The organism is Ruegeria sp. YTSC199 (assembly GCF_059609725.1).
In genome coordinates this window covers 58044-71215 of sequence record NZ_JBXWMF010000019.1, presented here as the reverse complement: position 1 = coordinate 71215, position 13172 = coordinate 58044, and the positions used below count along the sequence as shown (strand labels likewise).

The 13172-nt window shown below is 53.6% G+C and carries 16 protein-coding genes; 11 read left to right on the top strand and 5 right to left on the bottom strand.

Annotated elements, in window-relative coordinates:
* Positions 1-58: 58 nt before the first annotated feature.
* The gene (locus tag AC2FEE_RS17765; protein ID WP_496866665.1) at positions 59-289 is read right to left on the bottom strand and encodes a hypothetical protein; all 231 of its coding nucleotides are present in this window, start codon (positions 287-289) and stop codon (positions 59-61) included.
* 184 nt (positions 290-473) lie between these two features.
* Positions 474-1361, bottom strand: a complete 888-nt coding sequence (locus AC2FEE_RS17760; RefSeq protein WP_496866664.1) for a LysR family transcriptional regulator — start codon at positions 1359-1361, stop codon at positions 474-476.
* A 104-nt stretch (positions 1362-1465) separates the two neighbouring features.
* Here AC2FEE_RS17760 and AC2FEE_RS17755 point away from each other — a divergent pair, with 104 nt between their 5' ends.
* The 4 genes from AC2FEE_RS17755 to AC2FEE_RS17740 all read left to right on the top strand — a co-directional run bounded on the left by AC2FEE_RS17755 (position 1466) and on the right by AC2FEE_RS17740 (position 3704).
* Positions 1466-1756, top strand: a complete 291-nt coding sequence (locus tag AC2FEE_RS17755) for a putative quinol monooxygenase (protein WP_496866663.1) — start codon at positions 1466-1468, stop codon at positions 1754-1756.
* 26 nt (positions 1757-1782) lie between these two features.
* Positions 1783-2796 carry a zinc-binding alcohol dehydrogenase family protein gene (locus AC2FEE_RS17750; RefSeq protein WP_496866662.1) on the top strand — a complete coding sequence of 338 codons (1014 nt, stop codon included), beginning with the start codon at positions 1783-1785 and terminating at the stop codon, positions 2794-2796.
* Positions 2797-3177 carry a VOC family protein gene (locus AC2FEE_RS17745; protein WP_496866661.1) on the top strand — a complete coding sequence of 127 codons (381 nt, stop codon included), beginning with the start codon at positions 2797-2799 and terminating at the stop codon, positions 3175-3177.
* Between the two features lie 143 nt (positions 3178-3320).
* Complete coding sequence (locus AC2FEE_RS17740; protein WP_496866660.1) at positions 3321-3704, top strand: nuclear transport factor 2 family protein; 384 nt, start codon at positions 3321-3323, stop codon at positions 3702-3704.
* Positions 3705-3835: 131 nt separating this feature from the next.
* Here AC2FEE_RS17740 and AC2FEE_RS17735 read toward each other — a convergent pair whose 3' ends face one another.
* Genes AC2FEE_RS17735 through AC2FEE_RS17725 form a run of 3 tightly spaced genes read right to left on the bottom strand, consistent with a single transcriptional unit; the run spans position 3836 to position 6626 of the window.
* Entirely contained in the window at positions 3836-4513 is a 678-nt protein-coding gene (locus AC2FEE_RS17735; protein WP_496866659.1) for a GntR family transcriptional regulator, read from the bottom strand.
* Entirely contained in the window at positions 4510-5541 is a 1032-nt protein-coding gene (locus AC2FEE_RS17730) for a Gfo/Idh/MocA family protein (RefSeq protein ID WP_496866658.1), read from the bottom strand. The genes AC2FEE_RS17735 and AC2FEE_RS17730 overlap by 4 nt, the downstream gene beginning before the upstream one ends.
* Positions 5538-6626 (bottom strand): isocitrate/isopropylmalate dehydrogenase family protein, encoded by a 1089-nt coding sequence (locus AC2FEE_RS17725; RefSeq protein ID WP_496866657.1) that lies wholly within the window; start codon positions 6624-6626, stop codon positions 5538-5540. The genes AC2FEE_RS17730 and AC2FEE_RS17725 overlap by 4 nt, the downstream gene beginning before the upstream one ends.
* 136 nt (positions 6627-6762) lie before the next feature.
* Here AC2FEE_RS17725 and AC2FEE_RS17720 point away from each other — a divergent pair, with 136 nt between their 5' ends.
* The 7 genes from AC2FEE_RS17720 to otnC are packed head-to-tail and all read left to right on the top strand — an operon-like array spanning position 6763 to position 13086.
* Positions 6763-7770, top strand: coding sequence for a Bug family tripartite tricarboxylate transporter substrate binding protein (locus tag AC2FEE_RS17720; RefSeq protein ID WP_496866656.1), 1008 nt, complete (start codon positions 6763-6765; stop codon positions 7768-7770).
* 57 nt (positions 7771-7827) lie between these two features.
* Positions 7828-8577, top strand: a complete 750-nt coding sequence (locus AC2FEE_RS17715) for a hypothetical protein (RefSeq protein ID WP_496866655.1) — start codon at positions 7828-7830, stop codon at positions 8575-8577.
* A 4-nt stretch (positions 8578-8581) separates the two neighbouring features.
* Complete coding sequence (locus AC2FEE_RS17710) at positions 8582-10093, top strand: tripartite tricarboxylate transporter permease (protein ID WP_496866654.1); 1512 nt, start codon at positions 8582-8584, stop codon at positions 10091-10093.
* On the top strand, positions 10093-10380 hold the full coding sequence (locus AC2FEE_RS17705; RefSeq protein ID WP_496866653.1) for a putative quinol monooxygenase: 288 nt from the start codon (positions 10093-10095) through the stop codon (positions 10378-10380). The genes AC2FEE_RS17710 and AC2FEE_RS17705 overlap by 1 nt, the downstream gene beginning before the upstream one ends.
* Complete coding sequence (locus AC2FEE_RS17700; protein WP_496866652.1) at positions 10377-11174, top strand: N-acyl homoserine lactonase family protein; 798 nt, start codon at positions 10377-10379, stop codon at positions 11172-11174. The genes AC2FEE_RS17705 and AC2FEE_RS17700 overlap by 4 nt, the downstream gene beginning before the upstream one ends.
* Entirely contained in the window at positions 11171-12448 is a 1278-nt protein-coding gene (gene otnK, locus AC2FEE_RS17695) for a 3-oxo-tetronate kinase (protein WP_496866651.1), read from the top strand. Before AC2FEE_RS17700 ends, otnK begins: the two co-directional genes overlap by 4 nt.
* Positions 12445-13086 (top strand): 3-oxo-tetronate 4-phosphate decarboxylase, encoded by a 642-nt coding sequence (gene otnC, locus AC2FEE_RS17690; protein ID WP_496866650.1) that lies wholly within the window; start codon positions 12445-12447, stop codon positions 13084-13086. The genes otnK and otnC overlap by 4 nt, the downstream gene beginning before the upstream one ends.
* The last annotated feature ends 86 nt before the right edge of the window (positions 13087-13172 follow it).

Sequence of the window (13172 nt, the reverse complement as noted above, 5' to 3'; positions counted from 1 at the left end):
AACTGCTTCCCGCCGTCCGTGACCGCATGGACTATTGGTTCCGTCGCGGGGTCTAATCCTAAAGCGCGTGCTTACCCTGCCTTTGCTGTTCTAGTCGTTCTATCTCGGCTCTCAACAGCGCGACCCTTTGCGACGTCTGATGTTCCGCTATCAGATCGAGAAACATCTTGGTCTTGCTGCCTTGCTTCATGCCATTGCGCTCGTAGACCATCGCATTAAACGCATCCAGTTTCGCCTTCGGGATCCGGAACTGGACATGCTCGAATTGTTCAATCTCTGATTTTGTCATCGAAGCCACCCTTGCTGCATGAGGATTGCAGCCTGAAGCTTTTGGCTGTGCCAAAAAACTCCGCCAGCACGGGTGGTCGCCACACAAAGCTTTCAGCCCGCGCCTTCACAATGTATTTGCAACAGACCTTAGGTTAGAAAGCGAACTTTCTAGTCGGATAGTCTTTACACAAACTCTCTCTGTCTCAATTCGAATTGAATTTCCGACGCAAATGCTCAGCCAAGGCTGTTATGCGCCGAGGTTGGGCCCGGCTGGGCGGAAGCATCATTTGCAAAGGTTTCGGCGGCGGTAGGAACTCGCGCAAGACAGAAACAAGTCTGCCAGATCGAACATCGTTGCCGACGTCAAGTTCCGACTTCAGGACGATCCCATGACCTGCAATCGCCCAATCGCGGATGAGTGAACCATCATTGACAATTCGATTTCCCTTTACCGATACGCGCTGGGCATTTGGTCCTGATCCAAACTCCCAAACGTTGTCTATCATGCTTCCAAACCTCATGACCAAGCAGTTGTGGTCTAATAGGTCTTCTGGTTTTTCAGGCGTTCCGAATGAGGCCAGGTAACCTGGGGACGCACATACGAACCGTTGATAGCTTCCTAGATTTCGCAATCTGAGCGAGCTGTCTGTGATGTTGCCGAAGCGAACGGCGAGGTCAAAACCCTGGCCAACAAGGTCGACGTAGCCGTCTGAGAGGGACAGTTCGATTGAGACGGCAGGGTTATCTTCGGTAAATTCGGCAATGACTTCGGAGACAAAGCTCCGTCCCAAGTCGATGGGCGCGCTTATGCGAATTGGACCAGATAGAGTTTCGGCGCCGTGCCGAACAAGTGTGTCCAGGTCCGCAACCTCACTGAGAACGTTTTTTGCTCCTTCGGCTAGTACCCGGCCTTCTTCGGTCAGGCTAATTGAACGGGTGGTGCGGTTGAACAAAACCACTCCGTAGTGTGTTTCCAGAGCCGCGAGGCGCTCGGATACTGTCGTGCTCGACATCCCTGTCTCTCGCGCCGCAGCCACAAGACTGCCTTTCTCGGCTATGGTCAGAAACAAGCGAAGATTGTCTAAAAGCATTAAACGGAATTTCCGGATTATATGTTCGACTTTGCCCTGTTTATCCTGAAATAACTGCGACGTAAATCTAGCGCATCGCACATGAACACAAGGAACCTACTCCAATGGCCAAGCTGACAATTGTCGCCAACATCAAAGCCAACCCCGATAAGATTGACCTTGTAAAGGCTGAGCTTATCAAGCTCATCGACATAACCCGCGCCGAAGAGGGTTGCATTAACTACGACCTGCACCAGGACAACGACAACCCGGCTCATTTCGTGTTCTACGAAAACTGGGAAAGCCGAGAGCTTTGGCAAAACCACATGGGTGCTCCGCACCTTGCCGCTTACCTGGAAGCAACAGAGGGCGCCGTTGCAGAATTCACGTTGAATGAAATGGCAGTCATCGGTTGATACAGAACCGAACAAAGGAGCACGTTATGAAAGCCGTGGGATACCGTGAGACAGGGTCGATTGATCGGGCGGATGCATTAATCGACTTCGAGGCCGACAAACCGACGCCGAAGGGGCACGACTTGTTGGTGAAGGTGCAGGCGGTGTCAGTAAACCCGGTCGATACGAAGGTTCGGCAAAGACGTGCTCCTGAAGGCCCGTCACCTGAAATATTGGGGTGGGACGCAGTAGGGATCGTCGAAGCAGTTGGCGAAACGGTTGAGACTTTCAGTCCGGGAGATGCAGTCTGGTATGCCGGGGCGATCAACCGACCGGGAACCAATGCCGAGTTTCATCTGGTGGATGAACGTATTGTCGGAGCAGCGCCAAAATCCATACCGGCGAAAGCGGCTGCGGCGATGCCGCTCACGACGCTTACTGCCTTTGAGATGCTGTTCGACCGCTTGCGAGTCCAAGATGCCGTTTCCGGCGGAGCCAATACTTTGCTGGTTATAGGGGGCGCAGGCGGTGTCGGGTCAATCACCATTCAATTGGCTCGCGCTCTCACTGAATTGACGGTGATAGCGACTGCGTCCCGACCCGAGACACAAGACTGGGTACGAGAGTTGGGTGCACACCATGTCATCAACCATGCGGAGCCTTTTGGCCCACGACTCGATGCGCTCGGAATCGAAGGCGTAGATTTCATCTATTCAACGAACCATTCCCAGCTTTATACAACTCAAGCCGGAGAGGTGATGACACCCCAAGGTCGTTTTGGGTTGATCGACGATCCTGACACCTTTGACATCGCGCCGTTCAAGCCCAAGTCGATTTCAATACATTGGGAGTTCATGTACACTCGGTCGCTTTTTGGGACTGGAGATATAAACCGTCAAAGCGAAATCCTGAATCAGGTTGCTGGGTTGATAGACGATGGAAAGATCAGATCCACGGCAACCGAAACACTTGGTACGATCAATGCAACAAACTTAATGAAAGCACATGCTATCCTTGAAAGCGGCAAGGCCAAAGGAAAGCTCGTGCTTGAGGGTTTCTAGATGAGAATCGAACGGCTGGATCATGTGAACATCGTGACGACCCGGTTGCCGGACATGGTTGCCTGGTATGAAGAGGTCCTGGGTTTGAAATCTGGGACCCGCCCTGATTTCCCGTTTCCCGGAGCTTGGTTGTATGCGGGTGATCACGCTGTGATCCACCTTGTGGGCCATGAAGGAACGCCTAATGTCGGCTCCGAAGCGAAGCTCAAGCTCGAGCATTTTGCGCTCTCAGCCACCGGGCTGAGGTCATTCGAAGAAAGACTGACCTCGGATCATATACAGTATCGCAAAACTGAAGTTCCGGGGTCCCGCATGGTCCAAATCCATGTGGCCGATCCTGATGGAAATCACATTCATATCGACTTCGATGAAGCAGAGTAAACAGCCAACCTTCGAGACAACCGTCACCAAAATCAAGCTGGTAACTTCTTGCCAATCAGTAAACGAGATCCTTGCCGGCTTGCTTCCTAGAGCCTCATGAGCCAACAGTTTTAGGTAGCACAAACGTCGATTTGGAGATCAGCATGCTGAACCCCGAAACAAACAAGAAAAACGTCATCGCTTTTTACGAAATGATGTTCAACGATTGTCGACCTGCCGAGGCAATAGCAACATATGTCGGCGAAACATACACCCAACACAACCCACATGTTGGAGACGGCAAGCAAGCCTTTATTGAGTATTTTAGGCGCATGGCTGCTGAATACCCGGGAAAGCGTGTGCACATCAAACGAGCGTTTGCTGAAGACAACCACGTTATTCTGCATTGCCATCAAATCTGGCCCGATGGTCTCGAGTACGCAGGGATCGACATATTTCGCCTCAATACTGAAGGTAAGGTTGTCGAACATTGGGACGTTCTTCAGGAAGTCCCTGCGAAGAGCGAGAATGAGAATGGCATGTTTTAACCTAAAAGCAGCCCAAGGCTTTTAGCGAGTTGCTGGTCGCTACCGATATCCACAGTTTTCCTGTCCTTTTTTTGAACGCAGTTACGTGTTTATGAAACGGCTTGTTTGTTTTTGAGAGCCGTCCTGGTGGATTAGAGACTGTTAAGCCGATGCTTCTCTAGTATCCCGCAAAGCATAGCCTTGGCTTGGAGCCTGTGTTCGCGATGGCGTTCACGCGCCACATCCGGTCGACCTTCACTAATCGCTTGGAAAACAACCCGGTGATCTTCATTGGATTTGACGGGCAGGGGCCTGATGAACAACGTCGTTGCGCGTGCGCGGCGAACCTGATCGCTCATCATCGCCACAATTGCTTCTACACGTTTGTTGCCACCCAAACGTACGAGTTCCTGATGAAACAACTCATCGGCCTCAGCCCATGCTTCCAGATCTTCGGTTTCGATGGCTTGATCCATTTTTGCAATTGATCCGGCAAGTGCCGCCAATTCATCTTCTGAATAACCAGCTTCGGCGGCGCGCTGCGCTGCAAGGCTCTCGAGTTCCGTTAAGATGTCGTAGATTTCGCGCATATCATCCGACGAAACGGGCAGTATTCGCACACCTTTGCGGGGCCGCATTTCCAGCAACCCCTTACTTTCCAACATCAGCGCAGCTTCCCGTATCGGGGTGCGGGACATGCCCAGAGTTTCAGCGAGTTCCGACTCCAGATGGTCAGTCCCCGCGGCTAGTTCGCCAGACAGGATCATCCGCCGCAAGTCCCTGACAGCGCGTTGTGTATTTGAAAGAGTTTTGTTGTCCTGATCCTTCACGGCGTCTCCAGGTTGATTTTTCGTCCCTCCGCAGCCGAAAGATAGATCTTCTCTTCGATGCGGATCACGTCCAGATAATCTCGGGCCGAGTTCTCCAATGGCGTGCCACTTAGAAGGCCCGAAACAACGTGACTTTGCAAGGCGTGGACGCAGTCTCCTCCAAACCCATCATGATCGCTTGGAGGTAGAATCTGCTGTGGCTTCTGTTTTCCAAATGCGCGGAGGTCAACTGAACCGTCGCCGTTAAGAACCAGTGATCCTTCCGTTCCTTCGATGAGTGCTTCGCCCATGGTTTGACGCAGGTTTTCGGCATTGTGGTCAAGGCACCTGTTCCCATCGAACAGAGTTTTTAAACCGTTGGGGTGGTCAAACAAGATGTAACCTGCATCCTCGCCCGCGATAACGGGGTTAACTTGGCGCAAGTCTGCGTAAACTGCGGTGGGCGCATCGAACAAAAATCGGAATGTGTCTACCCAGTGAACCGCTGTTTCATGAACCAGGAAACGTGGCATTTCCTGAAAGTACGGCTGCCGGTCAAGATAGGCACGTGGCCCCTGTCCGTCGCCGGGTCGAAGTCGGAAAGTCGCTTGTAGAGGTGTTCCAATTCGACCCTCGGTCATCGCCTCTTTGATAGAGCGATACCAAGGCTGAAAGCGAAAATTCTCGTGCACAACGATAGTCGCACCTGCCGCTTCAGCCTCGGAGGTGATCTTCTCAGCTTCATCCAAAGTCAGGCAGAATGGCTTTTGGCAGATCAACCATTTTGTTCCAGAACGCAGTGCCGTTCGGATGGCGTCGGCCTGCGCCACAGGTGGAAGGATGATGTCCACGAGATCCGGTCTTTCTGCCTCCAACATTTTTGACAGATCATCGTAAGCGGCCAGTCCTGTTTCTTTCGCTTTGTTGATATCGCGGTTGCAGGATGCAACCGGAACAGCTCCGGGCATTCTAGACCAGCTGTCGTAGTGGAACTTGCTGAAATACCCCGCACCCACACAAGCGACTCTTATCATTTGTTGAGTATTCATGCCCGCAATGCTTCCAATACCGATGAGGCTGCGTCCTGCGTTCCGGCGGTGCCGCCTAGGTCACGCGTCAGGTTCTGCCCGTTTGCAGTCACCTTTTCCACGGCTTCGCGCAATCGTTCGCCGTCGTTGGACAGGCCTGGGTGATCATGGGTCAACCCCAACCATTCAAGCATCATTGCTGCGGACAGGATCATCGCAAAAGGGTTAGCTATACCCTGTCCCGCGATGTCCGGAGCGGAGCCGTGGCAGGGTTGGAATACAGCGTGGTTCAACCCAATATCCGCTGAAGGAGCCAGTCCAAGACCACCCATGAGACCTGCGCCAAGGTCGGAGAGGATGTCTCCGAACATGTTTTCAGTCACCAAAACGTCGAATTCCCAAGGCTTTTGGACCATCCACAGAGCAGTAGCATCAACGTAGGCATGATCTGCCTGTAAATTGGGATGGCGGGCGGCCTCGGCGTCAAACATTGATCTGAAGAATGCAAAGGCGCGGAACACATTGGCTTTGTCGACACATGTAATCCGTCCCCGACCACGCCCGGATGCCTTGCGGTTGTTGGCGAGATTGAACGCGAAGCGGAACAGCTTTTCGGATACCTCACGGGTGATCAGCATCGTTTCTCGCGCCTCGTCCTCGGTGACTTCTCCTGTTCCCTGAGTGAAGAAAAGCCCTTCGGTGCTTTCACGAATTAAGACAAAGTCGATCTCTTTTCCGTTGGGGAGCGACAAGGGCGTCATTTGTCCGCTGCTTACCTTTACCGGACGCACGCCAGCAAAAAGACCGAGCTGCTTTCGCAGGTCGATCTGTGGTGAAATCTCTGTTCCGTCCGGGTAGCGAACATCCGGCAAACCCATTGCAGACAGCAGTATCGCGTCAGCCTTTCGTGCCATTTCAAGTGATCCCGGTGGAAACGATTCTCCAGTTTTTGCGTAGTGGGATGCGCCTGCTGGCGCGTCCGTAAACGCTAGCTCATAGCTGGGATTGTTGCCGGAGAGCTGGCGCAGAACTTCAAGCGTTGGGGCCATAATTTCAGGGCCAATTCCATCCCCGTGAAACACTGCAACATCGTACGTCTTTTCCATCTTTGCCCGCTTCCTTCCTGTTTCGCATTCATAGCGCGATAGCAGCTTTCACTACAGTGCGTTGACAATGCATTCTTTAATGTATACGCAAATAAATGCAATAATAAACGCGAAGTTGTTTTGGGAGGACTTGGAAATGAAACTGAAGCTAGGGCAATTGGCGGCCGCAGCCTTGATGGCGACCGGGATTGCAGGGGCTGCTGATGCGCAGGATTACCCCTATCGGGATATCACCACAGCTGTAGTCTGGGGGGCCGGTGGCGGGACGGACACGATCAACCGTATGATCATGGCCGAGATGGAAAAACACCTTCCGGTCTCGATCAATGTGATCAATCAAACAGGTGGTGTCGCAGGCTCCAACGGTATGGTCTACGTCATGAACCAACCAGACGATGGCTATACATTGGTTGGTCTGTCAGAGTCGAATGTCACCGCTGCTGTCCAGGGTGGTTGGGACAAGAAATTTGATTTTTGGTATCCGTTTATTGTTGGCGGATCACCTGATCTGATCTCGGTTCCGGCGGACAGCCCTTACAATACCCTGGAAGAACTGGTCGACGCTGCCAAAGCTGCCCCAGGCACTATTCCAGCTGCGGCCTCCGGCGCGGGTTCGATCCACCACTTGAACCTTCTCGCCATCGAGAAGGGGTCCGGTACAGAATTCAAGTTTGTTCCATACAAAGGCTCGGCGCCAGGGCAGGAAGCGGCAATAGCGGGCGAGGTTGCATTGGTTGTAACCTCGCTGGCTGAACAGGCCCCGTTGATTGAGGGCGGCCAATTGAAACCGCTCGCGATGCTCACACCCGAGGAAGCACGGATCGCAGGAGCTACGGTGCCATCTGCCTTTGGCATCTATGACGGTCTCGATCAGTATCTGCCGCTCAAACAGGCCATCGGGTTTGCGGTTCACAGTTCAGCCGGGGACGACGTTAAGGCTGCGCTTGGCGATGCCTTCGAGCAAGCGATTGCATCCGACACCGTCGCTGAATGGGCCTTGGCAAACAATTATGATGTCGGTGGCCAACACGGCGAAGAGGCTCAAGAACTGTTTGCGAACCTCGAGGCTACCTTTGCGTATACCCTGCAAGATTTGGGTGCCGCGACGGTCGATCCGGCCTCGCTGGGAATCGAAAAGCCCTAATCCGATCAATTTTGAAAGGGCGCGTTTGATCGCGCCCTTTCCCTCAGGAGGCAGGCAATGGACAAACCTGACGAAACACTGGTCATGCGGTCGCGCGACTTTTGGGCAGCAATTGTTCTTATAACAGTGTCCGTCTTTTTTCTTTGGAAGACGTCGGACATTCCACTTTGGGGCGAAAACCGCGCAGGTGTAAGTGGATCGGATTGGTACAACTCGGCTGCAATTGTTCCGCTCTTCATCTTCGGTGGATTGCTTAGCTTGTCCTTCGTTTTGCTGGCTATTTCAATCCGCTCAGGTGGTGCCCAAAACGCGCTCACGGCTTTGGGGATCGGATGGGATAAGTCGGAAGCCTATCGAGCTTCAACAATAGGCCTGATCCTTCTTGCATATGTCGTGGGGCTCGTTCCCAGAGTAGACTTCCTTCTGTGTTCTGGGTTGCTGATTACAGCTCTGACTTACGGCTACTACGGCGGCCATGCTCGGCGTGCTTTGGTTGCTTGTATCGCAGTTGTCTCTGCTGGGCTATTTGCGTTTGCGGTTTTTCCCGCGCAGTCGGACTGGAACGCACACAGTGATGATTGGTTTACACTGGCCTTATGGGTCTCGCTCACACTTGTGGTGTTGAGCAAGGCGGTTTCCGAACGCGTTTTGCGGTTCGTTCCGTTGGTGGCAATACTTGCCCCGCTCATCCTCGTTTGTGCGATGGCCTTTGTCTTCCGGCAGAACGTGCCCGCGCGCGGTGCGCTGATCTTCAAGCAAATCGAATACCACTACTACGTGACGCTTCGTCCTCTATGGAAAGATTGACCGGATGGACTTTATCCTTTCGCAACTGGCTGGATTTGGGGCTGCTTTCATCGGTCTGGCAGTGGATCCGTTAACCTATCTGTACCTGATTGTATCTGTGTTCCTCGGCATCACATTCGGCGCATTGCCCGGCCTAACGGCAACGCTGGCGGTGACGATCCTTACGGGCTTTTTCGGAAACAAGATTCCGCTGGACTACTCGCTCATCGCTTTGCTCGGAGCGTATGTCGGCGCAATCTACGGAGGCTCATACCCCTCAATTCTATTGAACATTCCGGGCACAGCAGCCAGCGCGGCGACAGCCATGGATGGATACCCCCTGGCCAAAGCGGGACGTGGCGGCGAAGCACTTGGGTTGACTACGACGGCCAGCTTCATAGGCACGGTTATCGGGACGGTCACGCTTCTGATTTTTGTCTGGGCGCTGCTGCTGGTTTCAAAGAACATCGCAAGCCCGGAGAAAGCACTGCTGGCCCTGTTTGGCATTCTGCTTTCTGGCACTTTGATGAGCGAAGACCTGGTGATTAAGGGATGGATCGCCGGTCTGATCGGGCTTGCGATGTCCATGGTGGGGCTGGATCCGCTGCTATCCGAACCGCGCTATACCTTTGGCTGGTCTTACCTGATGAGCGGATTTCAGGTTGTTCCGGTGCTGATGGGGGCCTTTGCCATCCCCCAAATCATTGATGGTTTGAGGCACGTTGAGGCCGGGAAAGTTCTGGCCCTGAAAGGCCGCATTCTTCCAAACCTTCGATCTATTCGACGCTACCTGCCGACCATAGGCCGGTCCGGAGTTATTGGGACCGGAGTAGGAGCGCTTCCGGGCGTGGGCGAAGATGTCGCCGGTTGGGTTAGCTACGGTGTCGGCAAGACCGTATCTGCCGAGGGCGACAAGTTTGGAAAAGGGTCATTGGAAGGTCTGCTATGTTCGGAGACAGCAAACAACGCCTGCATTGGGGGCGCACTGATCCCGCTTTTGGTTTTGGGCATTCCCGGTTCACCACCCGCCGCGGCTTTGATGGGGGCTTTCAAGATCAACAACGTGATCCCAGGTCCGACGATTGATCCCGAGATCATTCTGCGCGTGGTTGCAATACTTGTGTTGGCCTCCCTGACAATGTTCCTGATGGGCCTGTTCACTGCTCGGGTTTTCATCAGAATACTCGCCATCCCGCAGACTATCTTCTTGCCGGTTGTGATGGTTCTAACAACAATTGGGTCTTTCAGCGTCGGTGGTGGCATCAATGATCTTTACCTTATGCTTGGCGTCGGCGCCGTTGCCTATTTCATGAACCTGATGAAATACCCAATCGCGCCATTGGTTATCGGGGTTATTCTGGGCAGCCTGTTTGACGAAACCTTCCGCCGGTCGCTGTTCTTGTCGGATGGGAATCTTTCGGTCTTCTTTTCGCGGCCCGGTGCGGCCATTCTGCTGGTGCTCAACATTGGTCTGATCCTCAGCCAACTGCCTTTCGCGAAGCGCGCTTTCTCACGTCTGAAAGGACTTTCCGTCTGATGTTTGTGGTTACTGTCACCTTCACTCTCAAGCCCGGTACGAGAGACACCTTTTTGCCACTGATGGTCGAAAACGCTTCAACCTCTTTGCGTGAAGAACCCGGATGCCAGCAGTTCGACGTTTGCCTCGGTGACGATCCCAAGACGGTGTTTCTCTACGAGGTTTATGACAACAGCGCGGCGTTTTCCGCACACTTGGAAAGCCCGCATTTCAAGTCCTTCGATGCGGCTGTGGCTGATATGATCGCCGCCAAGGTAGTTCACCAGTTTTCCGAGGTCATCAGATGAACGATTGGGAAATCCACGCCGTAAAATACGCGGATCGCAACGCCCGAACCCGGCGCGACAGCTTCATCTTGGATGACAACCACGACGCGCCACATGCGATGGACTATTTCATTTGGGTACTCAAGCATGGCAACGAAGTCGTTCTGGTCGATACCGGTTACGACACCGAAGAGGCAGTCGCCCGTGGTCGTCCCATTGCGATGGACCCGCGCGAGGCTTTACGCCCCTTGGACATCACACCGGAAGCGGTGACAGACATCATCGTGACCCATCTTCACTATGACCACGCAGGGGGGCTGCATATGTTCCCGAACGCCAAGTTGCATATTCAATCGGTGGAAATGGCCTTCGCCACAGGTCCCTGCATGTGCCATGACCACCTGCGTGCGCCTTTCACGGCCGGCCATATCTGCGAGGTCGTAAAGCGTCTCTATTCAGGCAAGGTCGTGTTCTACGATGGAGAAGCCGAGATAGCAGATGGGGTGACCGTGCACTGTATCGGCGGGCATTCGCGTGGGTTGCAATGTGTTCGTGTAAGAACAGCAGCCGGGTGGATGGTTCTGGCCTCGGATGCCTCGCATTACTACGAGAATTTCATGGAGCGCAAAGCCTTTCCCATCGTCGTCGACCTGCAGGACATGATGGATGGTTTCGAAACACTCGAGAGGTTGGCCTCGCATCCTCGACTTATCGTGCCCGGCCATGATCCACTTGTGCGTGAGGTTTATCCCGTCGGTGCGGCGCCGCATATCCATAGGTTGGATCCTGGGCCAAACAGGGACATCGAACTATGAAAATCGGTGTCATTGCAGACGACTTTACTGGTGCGAGTGATATTGCGAACACCTTGGCGAGGGGCGTGGAATCGGAGGGTGGATTACGAACGGCTCAATTTCCGGGTATTCCTACTACCCCGGCCGATGAGGAGATCGAAGCGGGTGTGATCTCACTCAAGAGCCGCACTGCACCGGTCGAGGAAGCCGTTGCAGACAGTCTGAGTGCTTTGCGGTGGCTCGCGGATCAAGGATGCCAGCAGTTCATCTTCAAGTATTGCTCGACCTTCGATTCCACGATGGATGGAAATATCGGCCCCGTTGCGGAAGCGTTGGCCGACGAACTGGGTGCGAAAAAGGTGGTTTTCTGCCCTGCCTTTCCGACAACCGGGCGCACTGTCTATCACGGTCATCTTTTTGTGCTCGGCAAGTTGTTGAACGAGTCCGGGATGGAAAATCACCCTCTTACTCCAATGACTGATGCGAGTATCAGGCGGTGGTTACAGCATCAGACCGAAGAAGAGGTTGGGTTGGTGTCAATTGACACCGTAAAGCAAGGATCAGAGACAATAGCTGATGCTTTGCAGAACGCCGACGAACGATTTGTGATCGGTGATGCGATCTCGGACGAGGATTTGCTGGCTTGGGGTGAGGCACTAAAAGACGCCAAGCTCGTTACTGGCGGGTCGGGGATTGCGCTGGGGTTATCCAGAAACTTCCCCAAAAAAGCTTCGTCCAAAAGAGACGGTAGCGCATTCACTGGCATTAGTGGACCCGCAGCGATCCTTGCTGGGTCTTGTTCAGGTGCGACCCGCGGGCAGATCGAAACTCACGCGACGTCTCATCCGACGTTGGCCATTGATGTTCCGGGTGTAATATCTGGGGAAGTGACCATGCATACGCTGCTGGAGTTCTTTGAAACGCATTCGGGCCGCGCGCCTCTCGCATATTCATCAGGAAGTCCTGAAGATGTACGTGCGATCCAAAATCACTTCGGTCAGGAAACCGTGGCGGAAAAGCTGGACAATCTCTTTGCTGATACAGCACGGGAACTTGTCCAAACGGGGTACAAGCGCCTTGTCGTGGCCGGAGGGGAGACTTCCGGCGCAGTTTCCCAGGCCGTGTCTGAGACACTGGGTTCTCCTGCCATGTCGATTGGACCAGAGATTGACCCGGGGGTGCCAGTCCTGAGCGTTGGAAAAACTCAACCCATTGCGATGGCTCTAAAGTCTGGGAATTTTGGCGCTGCGGACTTTTTCGCGAAAGCCCTCAGATTGATGGAGGCAGGCAAGTGATTTCTGAAGAACTGGCGCTGCGACAACACATGTCGGAACTGTGCGCCTCGCTGTTTGCGCGTGGATTTTCTGTCGGCACTGCGGGCAATGTTTCCGCACGCCTCCAAGACGGAATCCTTATGACGCCCACCAATTCGACTTTGGGAGATATCGACCCTGAGCGTATTGCCAAGATTGATCCGGATGGCAACCACGTCTCGGGGGACAAGCCGACCAAGGAAGTCTTTCTGCATCAGGCCTTCTATGAGACGAGACCGGAAGCGGGTGCCGTGGTCCATCTGCACTCGACCTGGGCCACCGCTCTGTCCTGCCTGGAGGATACCGATCCAGATGACTGTATTTCACCGCTTACACCATACGTGGTCATGCGCGTAGGCACGGTTAAACTGGTTCCATACGTTAAGCCGGGTGATCCAAAATCCGGTGATTTGATCCGCGAACTGGGCGGCAAGTATAGTGCTGTTCTATTGGCCAATCACGGTCCCGTTGTATCTGGAAAGGATCTCTTCTCAGCGGTCTGTGCAGCAGAAGAGTTGGAAGAAACTGCCAAGTTGATCATGGCCTTACGAGGCATGCCAACCCGCCTTCTGGATGCAGAACAAGTCGCGGAACTCAAGGAAACTTTCGGAAGGATTTAATCCGACACCAAAATGGGGTGTGTGCAAACTTTTTGGCAAATCGTGCAGGGTTATGCGCATAACCCTGCGTTTTGAAGATAACTCTG